28 protein-coding genes are annotated in these 20,816 nt (G+C 33.0%); 10 read left to right on the top strand and 18 right to left on the bottom strand.

The genetic code is table 11. The features are described 5' to 3' along the window. The first annotated feature begins 20 nt into the window (after positions 1-20). Both rpsB and tsf read left to right on the top strand, forming a co-directional pair. A complete protein-coding gene (gene rpsB, locus BKH41_RS00805; RefSeq protein ID WP_095296522.1) occupies positions 21-821 on the top strand; it encodes a 30S ribosomal protein S2 in 801 nt (266 codons plus the stop codon). After that, entirely contained in the window at positions 822-1,889 is a 1,068-nt protein-coding gene (tsf, locus tag BKH41_RS00800; RefSeq protein ID WP_095296521.1) for a translation elongation factor Ts, read from the top strand. Positions 1,890-1,891: 2 nt separating this feature from the next. Here the strand turns inward: tsf and hemW are convergent, their stop codons facing one another. Further along, positions 1,892-2,935, bottom strand: a complete 1,044-nt coding sequence (gene hemW / locus BKH41_RS00795) for a radical SAM family heme chaperone HemW (RefSeq protein WP_095296520.1) — start codon at positions 2,933-2,935, stop codon at positions 1,892-1,894. Between the two features lie 90 nt (positions 2,936-3,025). Here hemW and BKH41_RS00790 point away from each other — a divergent pair, with 90 nt between their 5' ends. The 8 genes from BKH41_RS00790 (at position 3,026) to BKH41_RS00755 (ending at position 9,748) form a co-directional block, all read left to right on the top strand. Continuing rightward, positions 3,026-3,334, top strand: a complete 309-nt coding sequence (locus BKH41_RS00790; RefSeq protein ID WP_095296519.1) for a c-type cytochrome — start codon at positions 3,026-3,028, stop codon at positions 3,332-3,334. Positions 3,335-3,441: 107 nt separating this feature from the next. Continuing rightward, a complete protein-coding gene (locus BKH41_RS00785; protein WP_095296518.1) occupies positions 3,442-3,912 on the top strand; it encodes an RNA pyrophosphohydrolase in 471 nt (156 codons plus the stop codon). Continuing rightward, complete coding sequence (locus BKH41_RS00780) at positions 3,912-5,117, top strand: aspartate kinase (RefSeq protein WP_095296517.1); 1,206 nt, start codon at positions 3,912-3,914, stop codon at positions 5,115-5,117. Before BKH41_RS00785 ends, BKH41_RS00780 begins: the two co-directional genes overlap by 1 nt. Further along, positions 5,114-5,671, top strand: coding sequence for a HobA family DNA replication regulator (locus BKH41_RS00775; RefSeq protein WP_095296516.1), 558 nt, complete (start codon positions 5,114-5,116; stop codon positions 5,669-5,671). The genes BKH41_RS00780 and BKH41_RS00775 overlap by 4 nt, the downstream gene beginning before the upstream one ends. Then, positions 5,671-6,309 carry a DNA polymerase III subunit delta' gene (locus BKH41_RS00770; RefSeq protein ID WP_095296515.1) on the top strand — a complete coding sequence of 213 codons (639 nt, stop codon included), beginning with the start codon at positions 5,671-5,673 and terminating at the stop codon, positions 6,307-6,309. The genes BKH41_RS00775 and BKH41_RS00770 overlap by 1 nt, the downstream gene beginning before the upstream one ends. 17 nt (positions 6,310-6,326) lie before the next feature. Beyond that, a complete protein-coding gene (gene folP / locus BKH41_RS00765) occupies positions 6,327-7,475 on the top strand; it encodes a dihydropteroate synthase (protein ID WP_095296514.1) in 1,149 nt (382 codons plus the stop codon). Next, a complete protein-coding gene (locus tag BKH41_RS00760) occupies positions 7,475-8,473 on the top strand; it encodes a hypothetical protein (RefSeq protein WP_095296513.1) in 999 nt (332 codons plus the stop codon). Before folP ends, BKH41_RS00760 begins: the two co-directional genes overlap by 1 nt. A 102-nt stretch (positions 8,474-8,575) precedes the next feature. Beyond that, complete coding sequence (locus tag BKH41_RS00755) at positions 8,576-9,748, top strand: pyridoxal phosphate-dependent aminotransferase (protein WP_095296661.1); 1,173 nt, start codon at positions 8,576-8,578, stop codon at positions 9,746-9,748. 543 nt (positions 9,749-10,291) lie between these two features. On the opposite strand, the gene BKH41_RS00750 is transcribed toward BKH41_RS00755, so the two are convergent. The 17 genes from BKH41_RS00750 to BKH41_RS00670 form a co-directional block, all read right to left on the bottom strand. Beyond that, complete coding sequence (locus BKH41_RS00750) at positions 10,292-10,582, bottom strand: hypothetical protein (protein ID WP_095296512.1); 291 nt, start codon at positions 10,580-10,582, stop codon at positions 10,292-10,294. A 474-nt stretch (positions 10,583-11,056) separates the two neighbouring features. Next, positions 11,057-11,251 (bottom strand): hypothetical protein, encoded by a 195-nt coding sequence (locus tag BKH41_RS00745; protein ID WP_095296511.1) that lies wholly within the window; start codon positions 11,249-11,251, stop codon positions 11,057-11,059. A gap of 1,012 nt (positions 11,252-12,263) precedes the next feature. Beyond that, complete coding sequence (locus BKH41_RS00740) at positions 12,264-12,644, bottom strand: hypothetical protein (protein ID WP_095296510.1); 381 nt, start codon at positions 12,642-12,644, stop codon at positions 12,264-12,266. Positions 12,645-12,756: 112 nt separating this feature from the next. Then, on the bottom strand, positions 12,757-13,149 hold the full coding sequence (locus BKH41_RS00735) for a hypothetical protein (RefSeq protein WP_095296509.1): 393 nt from the start codon (positions 13,147-13,149) through the stop codon (positions 12,757-12,759). Next, entirely contained in the window at positions 13,146-13,391 is a 246-nt protein-coding gene (locus BKH41_RS00730; RefSeq protein ID WP_095296508.1) for a hypothetical protein, read from the bottom strand. The genes BKH41_RS00735 and BKH41_RS00730 overlap by 4 nt, the downstream gene beginning before the upstream one ends. Then, positions 13,384-13,920, bottom strand: a complete 537-nt coding sequence (locus tag BKH41_RS00725; RefSeq protein ID WP_095296507.1) for a hypothetical protein — start codon at positions 13,918-13,920, stop codon at positions 13,384-13,386. Before BKH41_RS00725 ends, BKH41_RS00730 begins: the two co-directional genes overlap by 8 nt. Continuing rightward, on the bottom strand, positions 13,917-15,008 hold the full coding sequence (locus tag BKH41_RS00720) for a hypothetical protein (protein WP_095296506.1): 1,092 nt from the start codon (positions 15,006-15,008) through the stop codon (positions 13,917-13,919). Before BKH41_RS00720 ends, BKH41_RS00725 begins: the two co-directional genes overlap by 4 nt. Continuing rightward, on the bottom strand, positions 15,008-15,334 hold the full coding sequence (locus BKH41_RS00715) for a hypothetical protein (protein ID WP_095296505.1): 327 nt from the start codon (positions 15,332-15,334) through the stop codon (positions 15,008-15,010). Before BKH41_RS00715 ends, BKH41_RS00720 begins: the two co-directional genes overlap by 1 nt. 4 nt (positions 15,335-15,338) lie before the next feature. Continuing rightward, positions 15,339-15,782 carry a hypothetical protein gene (locus BKH41_RS00710; RefSeq protein ID WP_095296504.1) on the bottom strand — a complete coding sequence of 148 codons (444 nt, stop codon included), beginning with the start codon at positions 15,780-15,782 and terminating at the stop codon, positions 15,339-15,341. Between the two features lie 3 nt (positions 15,783-15,785). After that, positions 15,786-16,046: an LPXTG cell wall anchor domain-containing protein gene (locus BKH41_RS00705; RefSeq protein WP_095296503.1), complete on the bottom strand. Its 261-nt coding sequence runs from the start codon at positions 16,044-16,046 to the stop codon at positions 15,786-15,788. 1 nt (position 16,047) lies between these two features. After that, positions 16,048-17,022, bottom strand: coding sequence for a hypothetical protein (locus BKH41_RS00700; RefSeq protein WP_095296502.1), 975 nt, complete (start codon positions 17,020-17,022; stop codon positions 16,048-16,050). A 208-nt stretch (positions 17,023-17,230) separates the two neighbouring features. Beyond that, a complete protein-coding gene (locus BKH41_RS00695; RefSeq protein ID WP_095296501.1) occupies positions 17,231-17,926 on the bottom strand; it encodes a hypothetical protein in 696 nt (231 codons plus the stop codon). Next, positions 17,916-18,500, bottom strand: coding sequence for a hypothetical protein (locus BKH41_RS00690; protein WP_095296500.1), 585 nt, complete (start codon positions 18,498-18,500; stop codon positions 17,916-17,918). The genes BKH41_RS00695 and BKH41_RS00690 overlap by 11 nt, the downstream gene beginning before the upstream one ends. Position 18,501: 1 nt before the next feature. Next, positions 18,502-18,795 (bottom strand): hypothetical protein, encoded by a 294-nt coding sequence (locus BKH41_RS00685; RefSeq protein WP_095296499.1) that lies wholly within the window; start codon positions 18,793-18,795, stop codon positions 18,502-18,504. Positions 18,796-19,116: 321 nt separating this feature from the next. Further along, entirely contained in the window at positions 19,117-19,596 is a 480-nt protein-coding gene (locus BKH41_RS00680; RefSeq protein WP_095296498.1) for a hypothetical protein, read from the bottom strand. Then, positions 19,580-19,858 carry a hypothetical protein gene (locus BKH41_RS00675; protein ID WP_095296497.1) on the bottom strand — a complete coding sequence of 93 codons (279 nt, stop codon included), beginning with the start codon at positions 19,856-19,858 and terminating at the stop codon, positions 19,580-19,582. The genes BKH41_RS00680 and BKH41_RS00675 overlap by 17 nt, the downstream gene beginning before the upstream one ends. A 49-nt stretch (positions 19,859-19,907) precedes the next feature. Further along, complete coding sequence (locus BKH41_RS00670; protein ID WP_095296496.1) at positions 19,908-20,645, bottom strand: hypothetical protein; 738 nt, start codon at positions 20,643-20,645, stop codon at positions 19,908-19,910. Between the last annotated feature and the right edge of the window lie 171 nt (positions 20,646-20,816).

Raw genomic sequence — 20,816 nt, 5'->3', positions numbered from 1 at the left:
ATACAATTAAGGAGAATATCATGGTAACCATGAAAGATTTATTGGAATGCGGTGTGCATTTCGGGCATCAGACAAGAAGATGGAATCCAAAAATGAAGCGTTTTATTTTTGGAGTCAGAAAAAATATTCATATTATTGATTTACAAAAGACCCTAAGGTATTTTCGTTATACCTACAATATTGTTAGAGACGCAGCTGCAGAGGGTAAAACCATTATGTTTGTTGGCACAAAAAAACAAGCAAATGAAACACTCAAAGAATATGCTCAAAAAATTCAGGTTCCTTATGTCAATTATCGTTGGTTGGGTGGAATGCTTACAAATTTCAGTACGATTAAAAAGTCTGTCAGAAAGCTTGAAATCATTGAAGAAATGGAAGTAAGCGGTCAAATTGACTTATTAACCAAAAAAGAAAAATTAATGATTTTGAGAAAAAAAGAAAAACTTGACAAGTATTTAGGTGGAGTTAGGCATATGAAAAAAGCTCCAGATATGATTTTTGTCATAGATGTTGTCAAGGAAAAAATTGCAGTTGCTGAAGCTAGAAGATTGGGAATTCCTGTCGTAGCGCCTTTGGATACAAATTGCGATCCTGATGTTGTAGATTATCCGATTCCAGGTAATGATGATGCAATCCGATCGATTCAATTGTTTTGCAAAGAAATTAGTGAAGCCATTATTGAAGGAAGAGAAATTTCTGGCAAAGATGGTGAAGCAGCCATAATGGATGAAGAGAGAGAGGTGGCTACTGATGAAGAGAAAAAAGAGCTGATGGATGAAGTGAATGCTGAACTTGAAAAAGAAATGGCAAAAGGGGAATAAATGGCAGAAATCAGTGCACAACTTGTAAAACAGCTCCGAGAAATGACGGATGCAGGAATGATGGATTGCAAAAAGGCATTAGTAGAAACAAATGGAGATATTGATAAGGCTGTCGAATATCTTAGAGAAAAAGGTTTGAGCAAGGCTGCAAAAAAAGCAGATAGAATTGCTAGCGAGGGTATTATTTCTTTAAAAATTTCTCCTAATTTTGATAAAGCAGTTATGCTTGAAATTAATAGTGAAACTGATTTTGTCGCCAAGAATGATGGTTTTAAAGAACTCGTTAAAAAGACTACAGATCTTATTGAAAGCCATACAATCTCAAGTGTGGAAAATCTATATCAAAGCACAATAGATGGAATGCTTTATGAAGAGTATCTGAAGACACAAATTGCCAAGATTGGTGAAAATATTGTTGTTAGAAGAATTGCTAGTATCGTTCCTCCAAGTAATGGTATTGTTAATGGCTATGTCCATTCTAACGGAAGGGTAGGGGTATTGATCTCGATTGTTTGTGATAACCCTCAGAATGCTAAATCTTGTAGTGAGCTTCTTAGAAATATTTGTATGCACGCTGCAGCAATGAAACCTCAAGTATTGGATTTTAAATCTTTTGATTCTGATTTTATTCGAAAAGAAAAAATGGCCTTGATTGCTGAATTACAAAAAGAAAATGAAGAACTTAAAAGACTTGGTAAGCCTTTGAAAATCATTCCTGAATATATCAGTAGGGTTGAACTGAGTGATGCAGTTTTAAAACAACAAGAAAATCTTCTTAGGGAAGAATTGAAAAAACAAGGCAAACCTGAAACAATTTGGGATAAAATTATCCCCGGACAAATGGAAAGATTCATTGCAGATAATACTTTGATTGATCAAAGATTAACACTTTTGGGACAATTTTTTGTAATGGATGATAAAAAGACCATTGAACAGGTTTTGGAGCAAAAATCGAAAGAACTTAAAGATAATATTCGTGTTTTAGATTATATCAGATTTGAACTCGGTGAAGGGATTGAAAAAAAGGTTGAGGATTTTGCCCAAGAAGTCGCAGCCCAAATGAAATGATTTCAAATCAACCATAGTGCGATCTCATCAGCTAGGAAATAATCGTTAGCCACGAGTTTATTTCCTTTGAGATAGCATTTATTTTCTTTGATGAGAATATCTATCTTTTTTTTATCTAATAAATTTATTTCCGCTCCAATCTCGCATCGCAAACCTAAAAAAATACTTTCAAATCTCAAATCTTTTTCATTTAAAAATTCTAGTCTTTTCTCTAAAGGTGCTTTGATGTAATGATCAATATTTGAATGCGAATAAATACGATGATTTTTTATTCTCCCAACTGCTCCAGCACCACAACCAATGTACTCTTGGGCATTCCAATAGGCCAAATTATGTTTGACTTTATAATTTTTTGCATAGTTTGAGACTTCATATTGTATAAAGCCGTATTGTTTTAAAGCATCTCTGATTTCTTGAAAAAATGAGTGATTTTGCGGATTTTTATCATAAATTTTTCCTAATTTAGATTCTTTTTCAATACTCAAACTGTAAGCAGAAAGATGATTAATAGGAAGTTTAGAAGCATTTTCTATTTCTTTGTAAATATGTTTTTTAGTATCTTGGGGCGTGTCATAGATGAGATCAATGCTGATGTTTTCAAAACCATTTTTATGGATCGTGTCTATGGAATGAACAATTTCTTTTTGATTATGTTCGCGTTGCAAAAAAAGAAGTTTATTTTTAAAAAAGCTTTGCACACCCACGCTGATTCGGTTAAGTCCAAAACTTTTCATATCTGCACACCATTGCGTAGTGACTAAATCTGGATTGACTTCAGCAGTAATTTCGCAGTTTTGATTAAGATTGGAATGATTGTAAATGATTTCAAAAATTTTCCCATAATCTTTAGAGGAAATACTATTAGGAGTGCCACCTCCAAAGAATATGGAATCAATAATTTGAGAATTTTGACTTAAAGAGTGTTCTAAATCGCTATAGAGCGCATTCATATAAGGCTCTTTGAGATTATCTTGATTTTCATAAGAATTAAAAGCACAATAGCCACATTTGCTCTTACAAAAAGGTATATGGATATAAAGAATCATCATTTCTATTTTTTTTGGGATTTTGTTAAGAAAGTATTAACGATATTAACAATATTATTATAGCTTCATTTTAATGCAAAAGGAAGACAGATGAAAAAGACATTACTAATGATTGCTTTAGCAACGCTTGGAATAACTGGAGTAAATGCAGATCCTGCTACGATTATCAAAACAAAGTGCCAAGCTTGTCATGGAGCAAATATGGAAAAATCAGCCTTAGGAAAAAGCAAAATTGTCAACACTCTTGATAGTAAAAAAATCAAAGCGGATTTGATGGGCTATAAAGCTGGGACACTTAACCAATATGGTTTAGGAGCTACAATGTGGGGACAAATTAAGCCTTTATCTGATGAAGATATCGATGCTTTAGCTAAATATATCCCAACTCTTAAAAAATAATTTTGGGGGATTTCCCCAAAAACTTCTCAATTTTTATTCCTTAACAAACAAACCTTAAAGCATTTATTCATTATAATTCAAAAAAATATTTTAAATCGGAGCATGTTATGGAAAATAACAAAAGCTACAGACCAAATGTAGCTGCGGTGATTTTATCATCAAGTTATCCCAATAAGTGTGAATTCTTTATCGCACAACGAACTGATATTAAAGGTGCTTGGCAGTTTCCACAAGGAGGAATTGATGAGGGAGAAACTCCTTTAGTTGCCCTTTATCGTGAGCTTATGGAGGAAATAGGAACAAATGATGTAGAAATTATTGCTGAATATCCCGATTGGATTAAGTATGATTTTCCCCCCAGTGTAAGTAAAAAATTTTATCCGTTTGATGGACAAAAACAAAAGTATTTTCTTGTAAGATTGAAAAATAATACACTCATTAATATTAAAACTGCAGTTCCTGAATTTAACAAATATGAATTTGTAATTTATGAGACATTATTTGAAAAAGTAACACATTTTAAAAGGCAAGTCTATAAACAAGTGATTGATTATTTTAAGAGAGAGGGGTACTTATAATGCTAATCGTGCAAAAATATGGCGGAACAAGTATGGGGGATTGTGAAAAAATTCAGAATGTTGCCAATCGTGTCATACAGGCAAAAAAAACTGGTCATTCAGTGGTGGTGGTGGTCTCTGCGATGAGTGGTCAAACAGATAAACTCATCGGTTATACGAAACATTTTTCTAAATTTCCTAATGAACGGGAAGTAGATATGGTCTTAAGCAGTGGTGAAAGAGTGACAAGTGCGCTTTTGGCTATTGCGCTTGAAGCAATGGGACAAAAAGCTTTTTCTTTAAGTGGCAGGGGGGCAGGCATAGTAACTGACAATATCCATACTAAGGCTAGAATAGAATACATTGACACGAATAAGATTACTCAGCTGTTGGCTCAAGATTATATTGTTGTCGTTTCAGGGTTTCAGGGGGTAGGGCAGAATGGCGAAGTGACGACTTTGGGAAGAGGGGGGAGTGATTTATCTGCTGTTGCAATCGCAGGAGCATTAAAGGCTGATTTGTGTGAAATTTATACAGATGTAGATGGAGTCTATACAACCGATCCTAGGATCGATAAGAATGCTAAAAAAATTCATAAAATCAGTTATGATGAAATGCTTGAGTTGGCTTCTATGGGAGCAAAAGTTTTATTGAATCGCTCTGTGGAGCTAGCAAAAAAGTGGAATGTTCCACTTGTAACACGCAATTCTTTTAGTCAAGATGAAGGTACATTAATTACGACGGAGGAAAATATTATGGAAAAACCCATTGTTAGTGGGATTGCTTTGGATAAAAATCAAGCTAGAGTTAGTATTGCTGATGTGCGCGATCGACCAGGAATTGCTGCAGAAATATTTGGAGTCCTTGCAGATGCCAATATCAATGTCGATATGATTGTGCAAACTATAGGGAGAGATGGCAGAACAGATATTGACTTTACAATTCCTCAAACAGAAGTTGATGGAGCCAAACAAGTCTTGGAAAGATTTTTGGATAGCGTAGAATCAATTGATTATGATTGTAATATCGCCAAAGTTTCAATAGTAGGGGTAGGGATGAAATCTCATTCAGGAGTTGCCAGCGCAGCTTTTAAGGCTTTGGCAAAAGAAAATATCAATATTATGATGATCAGCACAAGTGAAATCAAAGTTTCGATGATTATTGACTTAAAATATGCTGAACTTGCTGTTAGAACTCTTCATTCCGTATATGAGTTAGATAGATGAAAAATGGTATTGAAATATCAGATTGGATGCTTAAGGTAATCCGCGAAGAGGGCGATAAAGTAGCCTTGATGAGCGGGTGGCTTGAAATGGATCGTTACCAATGGATTTCTTTGGTTTCACGAACGATCAGCCATATCTTAAATGGTGGGGTAATTTTAGTTTGTACAGATGAAGAAAGAGAATGGTTTGGTAGATACATTGTTTCTTCTATCAATCGGTTTGGAGGTCAATCAAGACCTATGATGCCTATTTTTGATTTTAGCGGTGCTTTTCCCAAAAAATCTGCATTAAAAGAAACTTCTTTAGTGAATGATATGTTGAGTATTTCTTATAAAGATTACATTTTTTGGTATATTGGGAAAACGAGTATTCCATTGGCAAATCTAGCCTTGAGTAAGGAAAATGGATTTTTATGGATTTTTGATGAATCAGTTCAAGATGGGATAATGCTGAGTTCTCTTGATGCAATGATTGATTATAAGTTAATTCAACTTTTTCGTATATTTGAAGAGGCATTATTTGGAGCTTTATTTGGGAAAATAATTTTAGAATAATGGAAAAATACAGCGGACTCATTATACTTAGCAACGACCTAAATAAGGAAATTGAATATCAAAGTATGCATATCAGAGAAGAATTTTTGCGTGTTTTTGAACGAGATGAGTTTAAAATAGAAGATTCTCATCAGGTTATTACACAAGCATATATTACATCAACAGAAGTCAAGACAATCATTATGGCAGCAAATTCCTATAATCATTTTGCTCAAAATGCACTTTTAAAAATTCTTGAAGAGCCTCCAAACAACACACGATTTATTTTGATTGCAAAAAATAAAACATCTTTTTTGCCAACCATAAGATCTAGGCTTCCTTTGGAAGATAAGAGAAAAAGAACCAACTTGAGGCCTTTTGAACTTGATTTAAGAAATTTATCTTTAAAAAGTGTTTATGATTTTTTAAAAACCTTAGAAAAAGAATCTGATATTTCAAAAGAAATCACGAAAGAAAAGATTCAATCACTTTTATTTTTGATTAGAAAAAATCGGATTTTTCTTAATGAAGAAGAGCTTAAAAGTTTTGATGAAGCCTTAAATGCTAATCAGAATTACCAGAAAGATATCTATATCTTTTTACCCCTTTTATTGATGGTTTTACAAAAGATAAAAACGTCAAAAATTTTATACAGTTGAATACAAGGCAATAAGAAATGTTTTTAAAAAGAATCCATCCTGACTCCTTAAAACAAGCAATAAAAAACATCGGGAGTGATTTGCAGGGTCAAAAGATTATGGATAAAAAAGGGGAAATAATTCTTTTTGAAGTGAAACATTTATCTTTGAGCGGGGCAATGATACTCAAACAAGAAGCATTAAGTGCCGGTGGGGATTTTGCTACCCCAAGAGAATGTATATTAGCAAAAAAACCTTATTATGATGGCATACTCATCGCCACTAGAACGCAATTGGAAAAAATCATCTTAAAGTGTAAAATGCAACCTTTTGGTTTGAAAGAGTTGGCAAATACAATTTCTATACATTTAAAAAATGAACATTTATCTTGGGATTTTCCTAAAATAATGGCGATCCTCAACATCACTCCCGATAGTTTTTTTATGGGCAGTAGGCATACGCCAAAAAGTGCAATTGAGAGAATTTATAACCTCATTGAAAAAGGAGTGGAAATTATTGATGTTGGAGCAGCAAGTTCAAAACCTGGAAGTGATTTGATTGATTTTGCAGAAGAAAAAAGAAGGCTTGAAGCGGTAGTTAAAGAAATTTATGCTCAAAATCTTTTCAAAAAAGCAACTTTTAGTATTGATACTTATAACCCTCAAACAGCTGATTTTGCGCTTGCCAATGGATTTAAGATTATCAATGATATTAGCGGGTATCATCATCCTGATATGGCAAAGATTACGGCACAATATCATGCAATAGCAGTTCTGATGCATTCAAAAGGAACGCCTAAAACTATGCAGCAACTCACAGATTATTCCGACTTATTTGAAGAGCTTGAAACTTTTTTTGAACAAAAAATCAAATGGCTTAAATCTTTTGGCATTGAAGATATTATTTTGGATATCGGATTTGGTTTTGCCAAAAATCAAGATCAAAATCTATCTCTTATCAAGCATTTAAAACATTTCTCTCATTTTGGATATCCGATTTTAGTTGGAGCTAGTAGAAAAAATACAATTGGTATTTTAACTCAAAGAGAGGTTCAAGATAGGCTTGCTGGAACGCTTGCACTCCATTTGATTGCACTCCAAAATGGTGCGAACATCTTGCGTGTGCATGACGTAGATGAACATCTTGATATTCTTAAAATTTATCAAGCTTTAAAAGAAGTGTTATAATGGATGTACCTTATGATTTTGAAATGATAAAGCTTTATTTAAAAAATCACGGCTATAATATTATCGAACTTAATGCTATGGATAATGAAAAACTTTTTAATCTCTATAAGGAACATAGCCTCAAGGTGATTTACGAATTTCAAACTTCATTGCATCAAAATAATAGCTTTTCTGTAGGACACATTAAAAACTATGATTTGGAAAATCAACTCAAGTCGAAACTTCTTAAGATTGGAAAAAATTTTTCAAAAATTTATGATTTGATTGATGAATATATCGATCGTTATTCTTATGAAGATTTTTTAGAAATTCTATGTATGCAGTTAGACACGATCCCTCCAAGCAAACTCGAAAAAATTTTGAAAGTTAAATATCGCCAACTCCAACAAGTGTGGTTAGAAAAACTAGAAGAAAAATTCAAAATTTTGCCCGTTGAAGAGAGAATACCTTTGGTAAAATACTATGAGAAGAATCAAGACGATATAGCAAAATTAAAACGTGCATACCAAGACTCAAAAGATCCTTCTCATTTGGAAAAAATAAAAAAAATTTCTGAAATCAAGCTCAATATCATCAAGATTTTTATGCCCTCCTTGATGGAAGAAAATTATAAAGCTTATTATGATGAAACCCCTGAAAAATTAGAGCTCATAGATCATATCTTGGAACTTACAAATTCTTATTCAAAAAAATATCTAAAAGACTTGACAATTTCAAAACTCAAATTTTTGAAAAATGATATTATTGAACAAAACAAACGAGAGGCTCAGGATAAGAAATTATTTCAAAAATATACCAAAGCTCTTTCTGAGAGTATGAATTCTATGGATGATAATGAGTTTTCAAAAGTCTGTCTGGATGCGATAGCTGAACTCAATAGCGACCAACTTCAGAGAGTTGTAAGTTTTTTAGCAAGCAAAAATAAATTTTTCCTAAATAAATTTAACACAACAGTTAAAAGTTATCAGAGTATTGCAAAAACAAAAATAGTTCAATAAAAGACATTTTTGCTATTCAAAGTAGTATTTTAAGAATGTTAAATGATTTCCAATATTTTTTTAAGATAAAATATGTCAAGATTTAAACTCCTAAGGATTAATATTATGTATTCTCAAAAAATTAAAAATCTTTCAGAGTCCGCAACAATAGCTATCAGCACACTTGCTTCAGAATTAAAGGCAAAAGGAAGAGATATTTTAAGCTTTTCTGCAGGGGAACCTGATTTTGATACTCCTCAAGTTATTAAAGATGAAGCAATTAGGGCGCTAAATTCAGGATATACAAAATATACTCCCGTTGCAGGTATTCCAGAGCTCCTTAAGGCTATAGCCGATAAACTTGAAAGGGAAAATGGTCTTACATACAGCCCTAAGGAAATTTTGGTTAGTAATGGTGCGAAACAATCTTTATTTAATATATTTCAAGCCTTAATAGAGGAGGGTGATGAAGTTATTATTCCCTCTCCTTACTGGGTTACATATCCGGAATTGGTCACTTATAGTGGAGGAAAGCCTGTTTTTATACCAACAAATGAAAGTACGGATTTCAAAATCACTCCTAAACAACTTAAAGAAGCCATCACATCAAAAACGAAAATGCTTGTCCTTACAACTCCTTCCAATCCCACAGGAATGGTTTATTTAAAAAATGAACTCATACAAATAGCAGAAATTCTCCAAGGAAGTAAAATTTGGGTAGTAAGCGATGAAATGTATGAAAAGCTTATTTATGATGTGGAATTTACTTCGTGCGCTGCCATCAGTGAAGATATGATGTCAAGGACAATTACTGTGAATGGTTTGAGTAAATCAGTTGCGATGACAGGATGGAGAATGGGGTACCTTGCAACTAAAGATTTAAAGTTATTGAAATTAATGAATAATCTTCAGAGTCAATGTACTTCTAATATCAATTCAATTACGCAAAGAGCCTCCATTGTAGCTTTAAATGGGGAAGCTGATGCTGATATTGAGTTGATGAGGGAAGCATTTCAAAAAAGACGTGATTTGGCGTGTGAATTGATTGGGGATATTGGAGGATTAAAAGTTTTAAAACCACAGGGTGCTTTTTATTTATTTATCAACATAAAAGATATTTCCAAATATAACGGAGATTCTATGAAGTTTTCTCAAGAGCTTTTAGAAAAAGAAGGAGTTGCATTAGTTCCAGGAAAAGCATTCGGAATGGATGGCTATGTGCGATTTTCATTTGCGTGTTCAAATGATCAAATTATTGAAGGTTTAAATCGAATTTCTAGGTTTGTAAAATTGTAAAATAAGGCAAATTATTTTAAGGAATTAAAAAGTCTGTAAAATAGTGCTTTAAAAATTCAATATCTGAAATATAAGTTAAATAATTATTTACTTTTAAATTAATTTTTTTAAGGAAAGTAGTGTATAATTTTATCGCCCCTCGATTGTAGCGGGGGGCAATATCATTGAAAGGATTGATGATGGAAAAGCATCATAAAATCCTAAAAGAATTATACATCAAATTTAAAATATTTGGCGTAGAAATTATTTTTAGGATGAAGAGGGGTTAGCCCCTCCTTCCTTATGAATGATATTTAACCCCTTTTATGGGGTTTTTTAACACATTTTTTATAATAACATTCACAACAACAACCCACGCAAACTCTGACCATTCCCATAAAATGTAGCTCCTAAAATAAAAAAAGGGGCTTTACTATCTTCAAAAGCGGGGGTTTGCACTTCTGAATCTTGATTTTGAGTGGGGTCCTCTTCTTTTTCAAGCTCTTTTTTAATCTCGAGTGCCTTTTTTAGCTTGCTGTTTGAGTTTCTTTATTGTTATAAATTTCAGACATTCAAAATCCTAGTATTATTTAACTTATCTAGCTTATCCGATTGTATCAAGGTTTCAAAAAGCTCTAAAAATTGAGGGTAGATTTTGCTATGGTGCTTAATTAAGGCTTGTATCTCTTGAGTTCTTAAAACTTTGTCATCGTGTTTTTGATGGAATGCATTGAAATATCTTTTAATCGTGGCTTCTCTTTTTTTAGTTGGTTGTAAAATGATTTCTCTAAACTTTTCAAAAGTCATATTTGTGCAACCGATGCAAACTATATGGATGGTTTTATAAGCAAACAAAGCTACTAATCCGTGTTTGTATAAATCATCATTGCAAATACTCTCTTTTGGAAAATCAAAGCCCCCAGTAATTTAGAATGTAATGGAAGGCAATAAACTTCATTGATAACCTCGTTTAGTTGTTTTATAACCGCTTCTAAGCTGTTATCATCTTTTATAAAAGGGTTTGGTTTATCAAAATACTCACAAACATCTTTGATATAATTTGTGTCAATAATTTTTTTTCAAGATAAAATAAAAAGTTTGAAAATTATGGTTTTCGTAAGTATTTAACGATGTTTGTGGGCTTTTATTTTTAAGAAAAGAGTGTTTTTTTTCGATTTTTTTAATGCAAAAACTTGTAAAAGTTTCATTAAAGTGATATAATTTCATTTGTAACCTTAATTTGGTTTTGATTGTTTTTTTGCAACCAAAAATAGTGTTATAACTTAAATTAAGGGCGAAGAGTTCGAAAGCACCGCCCTTAATTAAACTTCATTTATCAAATTTTACAATTTTTAAATGCTCGTAATATTTTTTAACCAAATCCATATCTACATTATTTAAAATTATTTCACAACCGGTGCGAACTGCTTGATATTTTTCGGGTTTTTTATTTTTCATTTTATTAATTCCTTGTTGCGTCATTTTAACAAACTCTGCAATCTCTTTATCTTCAATTTTTTTCATCAAATTTAAACCTTTTAAAAAGTTTATTTAAAATAATAAAATTATAATTTTTTAATATTAAAATAAACTGAAATTTTAAATTTTTAAACTTAAAATAATATTAAAGTTCGCGTCTTAAAAGTCGCCGTTTAAGAAATGATTAAGACTTAAAAGACGCCATTTCAGCAAAATTTAAGACTTAAAAGACGCGAACTTACATTTTTCTTCCTATTATATATTAAGAAGAGTATTTAGAAGAGATGCGCGCGCGAGATTTTTAATCTTATTTTTTTGAAAAATTAACGCTCTGAAATCGGATGCGATTTAAAAAATCGCCTCCATCGATTAAATTCAGGGCTAAAGCCCTTAAATCGGGTTCAAGACTGATTAAATGATTGTTGGTGTGCCTTTGTATGCGTTGTTTGAAGCTTCAGAGGGGTAGGAAAGAGAGCTTTTAAACGATATGAATTCAAATTTTTAGAATTTTGAAAACTTTAGAGTATTCAAGAATCCAAAATCATCATTTTTAATCACATAAACCCATCAAAAATCCATTTTATTTTAAATTTAATACAAAGACTAAGGTTTTATTATAAAATAGATTTAAAGGGCATTTTTGATTGTTTTAGGGGCAGGCGGTTTGAAAGTACTTAAAATAGGGATTTATAAGTTCTATATCTGAAAGATAAGCTAGATAAGTTAAATAATAATTGACTTTTAAAGGAATATTTAAGGAAAGTAGTGTATAATTTTATCGCCCCTCGATTGTAGCGGGGGGCAATATCATTGAAAGGATTGATGATGGAAAAGCATCATAAAATCCTAAAAGAATTATACATCAAATTTAAAATATTTGGCGTAGAAATTATTTTTAGGATGAAGAGGGGTTAGCCCCTCCTTCCTTATGAATGATATTTAACCCCTTTTATGGGGTTTTTTAACACATTTTTTATAATAACATTCACAACAACAACCCACGCAAGTAATAACCATTGACGCGGTCAATACACTGAATAAAATCAAACAAAACATTTCAATCCTTCTTTTTAAAAAATAAAGGTGCGATTTTTTCTAAACTCATACTTCCAAAATAAAATCCATACACTGAGATAGCAATGTTTGTATATAAATCCATTATCGGGGTAGGGATATCGTGCAAAAAAGGCAGGATAAAAATATAAATTGTGAAAACAATACACACGGCAGGGCGAATATTCTTAGCTAAAAAGCTATCTGAAGCCATATCAGAGGCTTGACGCTTTGTTATCTCAGAATCTAGTTTGCTTTGTGCCTCTGCGATAGTCTTTAAAAACTCTGCTCTAGCCTTTAATCGCCCCTCTTCAGTAGGGATTAAATCAATCGCCTTATTTGCTACATCAGTGACAGGCTTAAAAATATCACTTAACCAACCCATTGTTATCTTCTCTTTTTAGATTTTTTCTTAGGTTTTCTTCTTAGATAGGTGCCTACAGTTCTAGATTTTGCTGTGTATCCTCTTACACGGGTCATTAGATTGCCTTTAATCTTCATTTTTTTGCTCCTTTTGTGAATTTAAAAATTTTTAATGTTTTGTCTAGATAATAAAAAACTGCAATAATCCCAAGTAACCAAGCCAGATAATAAAGCTTCTTACCCCACGCTCCCAGACTTTCAAAGGCATTTCCTAAGGGTTTAAACATCATTTCACGATGCCATACTGATACGTCTTCAAGCTTGTTAGAAAATTTATCCCATAAGGTTTTATTATTTTTGGGCTTCCTACCTTTTAAAATACCTGTATCAATCTCGAGGTTTTCAGGGTTTGAGGAAATATCTTTATCCTTTTCTACCTTAGGTTTGAACCCTTCATAATCATCAAACCAAGAAGCATCATAACCGCTTTGATAGCTTGATACTTCTTCAAAATAATCGTTATTCACAGATTTTTCCTTAATGTGAAAAGTTCATTAATCAAACGAATTAAAAAATAAAATCCAAATATCCCAAAAGCAACGCTTAGGATAATAGAGGTGGTTTTTACATAAGGATTTTTAGCTAATTCAGAAGCCTGTGTTTGAATCTGTCCTACTACTTTATCGCCGATAGAATTGCCTGCTTTTGAGGCATAATCTCCTAAAAACGAAGTAGCTTTTGAAGTGATATTATCAAAAAAATTAGCCATATAAAGCCTCCGTACGCTCTAAATAAGCTTGTTCCGTTCCTGCTCCTAAGATTGAGTTGTAGTATTTTTTCCAAAAGGCTGCACGCCCCTCTCTAGTTGATGGGATTTTTGGTTTTTTGTAATAATAAAGGCGGGCTAGAATCGTGTTTAAGAGTGCATCTTGCGTTACTCTTTTATCTGAATAATCCAATCTATCAAGGTCATAGCCGATTTTTAGCACTTGATTCTTGATTCTGCTAGGTTGGTTTATCGCTTCATCAAAGCCGATTTTGTCAATTTGAAAAATCCCTTTACCACTATCAGGGGTAAAATCAGGGGTTTTGCCATAATTACTCTCTGTTTTAGCTGTTTCTCTTAATAAAGCCCTTAAATCTTCTTTATTCGCTCCTAAATCCAAAAGCTCCACGACTTTATCAATATTCATATCTACTTCTGAATCGCTTAATATTCCATACATTTTAAGCCTGCTAAATTCTATCAAGGTTAAACCTCCTGCCATTAAAATTATTAAAAAACCTAAAAATCTCATAAAAATTTCAATTCTCCATTAAGGGTAATTTCTATAGTTTGGTCTTTGTCTAGAAATTTTTTATTGCTCGGATTGATGTTAATTTCAATGCGGTTATCTGTGTCAGGGAATAACATTTGATAAAAAAGATTCACATCAAAATTAGCCATATACCCTTCATAATTTGCTGTTTTATTGTAATTTTCCATATTGAAAAGATCGTTGTCATTTTTGATTGTGTAGCTAATAATATTAAGATTGTTTTGCTCTCCTGTATTAGCAGGAGTGCCATTGTAATCATAAAGGCTATATTCGTATCGTCCATCATTAAATGGTGAGTAGTAGTAAAGAGTTTTAGAGAGGTAGCTATTGTGAATTTTGATACTAATAGTCGCACTGTCTGCTGTATTATCTGTTTTGGTTTGATAAACCCAACTATTATTTGAAATAGTAATATCTCTGATTTGTTTAATGCTGAATCGGATTTTTTCACTCAAATAGCTTTTATTGAGAAAGATGCCACCAAAACCAGATTCGTGCGCATAGATTGAATAATTAGAATCAAAGGGGTCACTGATAGATAATCCTATAAAATTAAACCCGTTCATTTTCATTGAACTGCTGGGGTAATTATAAAGATTGCCAAGTTTGGTTTTAATAGTAACGTTAATAGCTAACTTATCGCCCTTGCTAATCATCGGTAAAAATTCTAAGATATCTATCCCGCCAATTTTTTCGATGTTTCCAATACTCTCAATCCGTCTTACACGCTCGATATTGACAATATTATCAACTTGTGCGATTGTGTCATTTCCGTATTTATAGTAGCTCCCGCTGTTACCTGTGTAATTGATTTGAAGAAAATTACCCTCGTTAATGCCTTCTGTAAAAAGATAAAGTTTATCGACCAAATAAGGGAGTTCTGAATAGCCATCATCTCGATTACGTAGCTCTCTAGCGTTTTGTTTCATTGTGTTTTGAGATATGAAGACTTTCACGCCTGCAGGTTTATTGTCTAAAGCTAATTGTCTGACTCCTTCAATGGGATAAGCGTTGTATTCAATATCTGTAGGTAGTTTTAGTACTTGATTGACTTCAAACTTGTTCATTAAAAAATCCTTTTTTTGCTTAAAAAGTATGCTCCTGCGATAATTCCTACTCCGATAAAAATGGTTTTTAAATCGAATGGACTGGGATTATTTGGGGTAGGGGTTTTGGTAGATTGCAAGATTCTAGCTGTGTTTTGTGCGTTCTCTCCCATTACAAGAGAAAGCGAACCCATCAAAGCACTCCCTGCCTGGTTTAAAATCCCTTGGACATCCTCCCCACTGAAGCCACTCACAGAGTTTCCTATTTGTCCGATGTTTCCAAGACTTACAGAGTTATCACTGGCGGCTGCGCCTTGTGCTAATGTGATATTTGGTTTCTCATTCATTGAACTACCTTTTTTTATTCAATAAATTAAAAAGAACAAGGCTACCAACTGCTAAGCCTCCAAAGATTAAAAGCTGTTGATTATTCTTTGGTGGGGGTGTATAGGTAGCTCCTCCGCCTTCTTTGGTCGCATCGCCACTTTTAGCATCGCCTTCGCCTGTAATTGCGGCACTAGCTGCAAAATCAAGTGCGGCACTAAAGCCCCCGCCTGCTCCTCCTGAACCTGTATCAGATTTTTGAGTGTTATCATTATCGCTTTTGTTCGAAGTACCTAAAGAGGAATAGTTTGAATTAGATAACGACGGGGTGGATACGTTGTGATTTCCATAAGTAAAGGTACCTAAGTTTAAAAAATTACTTAGATTATTACCTGTTAAAGCTTGTGAAAAATTATAATTATTATTTGTGGTGCTATTTGTATTATCGCCCCCGCGTCCTCCGCTTCCCATTAACTACCTCCTGCGTTTTTTACCTAAAAACAAAAAAGCAAATAACAATAAACCCGCCCCGCCTGCAATTAAAAGCATTTTATTCGTTGAACCCATCATAAAAGGGGTCTTAACCCCTGTTTTTTGTGCCATCGCCTCCGCTCTTGCCTGCTCTGCTTGTTTAGGATTTTTATTGCTAATGGCTTCAGTTACCTTACCTGTGATATCGCTGATTTTTCCAAGCGAACTACTGATATTTTCAAAAAATCCGCTATCTAGTGCCATCTTACACGCCCCAATCTTTTAACATTCCCATAGTGATTTCTAAATAAGCCTCTGAGTTGCTTCCTAAATCGGTATCTAACTCTAAGGTAGGGTTATTAAAGGTTTTTAAAATTTCAGAATGCTTCACACGTCCCATTTGACTAAAATCAACATAAAAACTTCCATTGAGATAACTCCTATCAAGTCTAAATCTTCTTTGATTTTCAGTTTTGATAACTTCTACAGGTAGATTCAATAATAAATCCTGGTTTTGTTTGAATTTCACATTTTTAATCACAGAATTATCCAAACTGCCATCTTTTAACCTAGTGTCAAGCTGGAATCCTATATACCATTGATAAGGGGGTAGCTGGATTGTGTAGCCGGTGCCACTGCTTTTAATGGTCTCTATTTTGGTTTCTTGGTAATAATTTAAAGGGTTTCTAAGCCCGCTTACCTGCTTGCCACTGCTATCGGTGTAAGTTCCTGCTACACGTTGTTCTGAAAACTCCCAAAGCCTGATTTGCCCTGAATTGATTTTAATACCACTGCCTACATCTTTATCACTTGCTGAATTGAATGTTATTTGCAAGCTTTGAAACATTGAACTCTCTATCCCTGCATCTGAAATATTGCTAAATCCAAAAAGTCCTAATGGGATAAAAAATCTTAAGGTGTAAGTGTGATTTCCTGCTGTACTTTCAGGGTCTGTATTGATTTCTGTACCTGCAATACGATAGCCTTGTGCTTTGAGGCTTCTAAAGCTTTGATTTTTGTAGTAGGTGCTAGAATCTCCTAAGATAACAAAATTGCTAATGGAATTCCAAAAATGCTCGGGGGTAAAGCTTGCTCCGCTTTCACAGGTATAATCAAAATAAATTTCGCCTTGAAGCATATCCACGGTATAACCGCGATTGAGACTGATAGTATTGCTCGAACCTCCCAAAACTAGGTTTGTAGCTGGTTGAGGAATGAATAATGGTTTTTTGGTTGGCATAACTTATCCTTTTATTAAAATCCAAATTTAGCCATTAAAGGCGCCAATAGCTTGTTAAACAATATTGCAACGACTGCAACAACGAATCCATTGATAATATAAGTCTTCATATTTTTTCCTTTTTTTTTAAACTTTCAAAGATGGGATATATTTCCCAATCAAACGCCCGATAATAAGCCCTGCTATGGTAGATAACACAAGTTTTTTATCAATCATTTTTGCTCTCCTTTTTTAGATTTAAGCGATAAATTGATTCCAATTGTTCTTTTTTAGTAATAAGCAAGTTGATGGGATTACTGCCATCTGCATTCGTTTTTGTTTTGTCGATAACTAAAAAATGAAATGGCTTGATAGTCTTGATTTTATCGCTGACATCTTCGCCAAAAGCTTGCTTAATGTAGTCAAAATCTCTGTTTTCTGTGGTCATTGTGAGATAAAAAATATCGGTCTGGCTGGTCAAATCCCTGCTAATATTAGCTGGTCGCCTGCTGGCTGTATAAAGGTCAATTTCTTGGTGGCGTCCTGTATGGATAATATCGTAGAACGCACTTTTTTTAGATAAACTCGCCCCGCAATAAAAATCAACTTCATCAATAAACAAACTAATTTTAGAACACTTATAAGCTGTAATGCAAAGCTCTTCAAACTGCTCGGGGTCTCTGGTTTGGAGGATTAATTGCTGTTTTTTGCTGATGAATTCTTTGTAATGTAGCTGTAGATAAAGATTTAGCTCTTCCATATCATCGAAAAAAAGGCGGTTTTTTCCTAAGGGTGGAAAGCCGTTTGTAGTATCTAAAATCAAGGCAGGGCGGTTATTCAAAATTAGCAAAATATCACATAGCGAACTTTTGCCATAGCCCTTTTTACCCATAATTGTATGAAAAGTATTAAATTTAGCTTGCATTTGCACTCTCTTTAGCTTTGCTAGCTTTCTTTTTTGACAAATAATTTTTATAGGCATTAACAACGTTTTTAATACCAAAAAAGGAATCTGTAGCAATGTATAGAAGCCCGCATATAACAATAATCCTAGCCACAAAAGTAGAATCAACGGAAGCAATAGCCCCATTCCCAAAAGCAGGATGCACATTATTTTCAATCGTTGCTTTAAGGGCGGTGTTATTGGGTTCTTTATCGCGTTCTTTTTTAAATTCATCACAGGCTTGTAGGAAGGATTTAACAAGGTTTTCAAGATTATTAATATTATTTGAGACATTATTAACCTCTTGTGTATTATCTGATTTAGCTTGAATGATGGCAATGAGTTTCTTTTTACCCATTTTTACAAGCGTATCGTGGGATTTTGAGGGGGCGTAAGGCTTTGCTAAGGTAGCTAAATCATCTAACTTCATTTGAAACAGTTTAAAGCCTGATGCTTCAAAACCCTTAGAATCCTCTTTTTTAGCTGATTCGCTTGTATTTTTATCGAAATTTACAAAATCGGGGATTTTTTCTTCATTTATCGCCCCGTTTTCCATTTCATTCCTCATTACTTCTGCCTTTTTCAAACAATTTAATAATTTTTGGACTTAAAATAAAAGCTACCACGGCTAAAAATGTAGCTCCTAAAATAAAAAAAGGGGCTTTACTATCTTCAAAAGCGGGGGTTTGCACTTCTGAATCTTGATTTTGAGTGGGGTCCTCTTCTTTTTCAAGCTCTTTTTTAATCTCGAGTGCCTTTTTTAGCTTGCTGTCTATTTTCATCTCAGGATATTCAATTGAGTTTTTTTGGATATCGCTTTGAGTTTCTTTATTGTTATAAATTTCAGACATTCAAAATCCTAGTATTATTTTTTATGATTAAAATAATACCATAGTATTACAAATAAATATAAAAATAATACTGAAGATGATTAAATAAAGGTTTGAAAAGGGGAGGGGAAGAAAAACCATATATTAAAGGATGGAGGGGATTAACCCCTCTTAGCCTTTAAGATAATTTTTATACCAAATATTTTAAATTTGATGTATAATTTCTTAAAGGCTTTCCGATGTTTGGTGCACATCGCAGGTCCTTTAATTTGGTCTTGCCCCCCGCTACGAACGAGGGGCGATAAAATTATACACTACTTTCCTTAATTACTCCTTTAAAAGTCAATTATTATTTAACTTATCTAGCTTATCCGATTGTATCAAGGTTTCAAAAAGCTCTAAAAATTGAGGGTAGATTTTGCTATGGTGCTTAATTAAGGCTTGTATCTCTTGAGTTCTTAAAACTTTGTCATCGTGTTTTTGATGGAATGCATTGAAATATCTTTTAATCGTGGCTTCTCTTTTTTTAGTTGGTTGTAAAATGATTTCTCTAAACTTTTCAAAAGTCATATTTGTGCAACCGATGCAAACTATATGGATGGTTTTATAAGCAAACAAAGCTACTAATCCGTGTTTGTATAAATCATCATTGCAAATACTCTCTTTTGGAAAATCAAAGCCCCCAGTAAAACCTATAAAAAGAAGCTTATAAGAAGTCTTTGAGTCACTTGTTATCGCTTCATTAAGGTAGTTGCTAAAAATTCCTTCTTTCATCAGTATTTCAAGCATTTTAGGAAAATCGCCTTTAATCATTGAGTGCATTATAAAGCTCCTGTAATTTTTTTGAATCCAGGTTTTTTAAAACCATTTTTTTAGAATGTAATGGAAGGCAATAAACTTCATTGATAACCTCGTTTAGTTGTTTTATAACCGCTTCTAAGCTGTTATCATCTTTTATAAAAGGGTTTGGTTTATCAAAATACTCACAAACATCATTTATCGCCTTTTGAAACCCTGTTGAAAAGCAGTATTCATCTTCCAAAACATCATATAGAGTTACATTAACATCAACATTTAAAATCATTTTTTATCCTTTTGATATAATTTGTGTCAATAATTTTTTCAGTCCTTTCCTACATTTTAACCTCCTTTTTAAGGGGCTTGTAGGCATTATTGACAAGCTCGCCCACGCTTCTTTTTGGTGCTATGGTGTCGTGATAATGGTGATAATTCATTGCCATATTGTCAAAAGCCTGAAAAAGAGAAGCACTGTTATTTTTCTTTAAATGCGTTCTATGCCTTGTAAAATATACCATCCCGCCATCTTCTCGTAAAAATCTAATTTGAAATTCGTTACTCTCTTCTTCATAAATTACATTTAAAAAATCCATATCAAAATCTTGATATCTTAACTTCTGCCCTCTGAGATAAGTTTCAATTTCATCCATTAAATCTAGCTCTTCATCTGAAAGCTCTGAATAAATGCTTTTTTCTTTTTTCTTTTTGGATTTTTTAACAGGGGGTAAGGATTCAGAGGCTTCAGAGTTTGAGGCTTCATTTACAGGGTTAGAGTAGGGCGGGTATTTGCCTGTAATGCCTTCAATCCTGCATATATAGTGCTTTGAAGTGATTTTAAAGTCGATTAGGTTAGATTGTTTTAAAAAATTTAGCCATCGATTAATTTGTCTTTGTTCTATTTCAAAAAATTCAGAAAATTCAGACGTAGTAAATTTATAGGAGCCATTAAATTCACATCTATTCCTTATAAGACCATACAAAATAAGGCAATTTCTTCCAAAGTTAGTTTTTAAGAGGGTGTAAGCTTCTTTAGGAATTTTTAAACTCAAAAAATCTAAATTTTCTAAGAACATCTATCGAACTTAATCTTAAGAATAGAAATTAAACTTTTTAAATTTAAGCTTTTTTTAGTTATGAAAACTCTAGTTTTCGTGCTATAATTTTTCAAACCATCGATATTATGGAATTTCAAGATAAAATAAAAAGTTTGAAAATTATGGTTTTCATAACTAAATTTACTATTA

It is taken from the genome of Helicobacter sp. 12S02232-10 (assembly GCF_002272895.1).
In the GTDB taxonomy this organism is placed as follows: domain Bacteria; phylum Campylobacterota; class Campylobacteria; order Campylobacterales; family Helicobacteraceae; genus Helicobacter_J.
The sequence above is the reverse complement of the archived record's forward strand: the minus strand, read 5'-3'. Positions and strand labels throughout refer to the sequence as shown.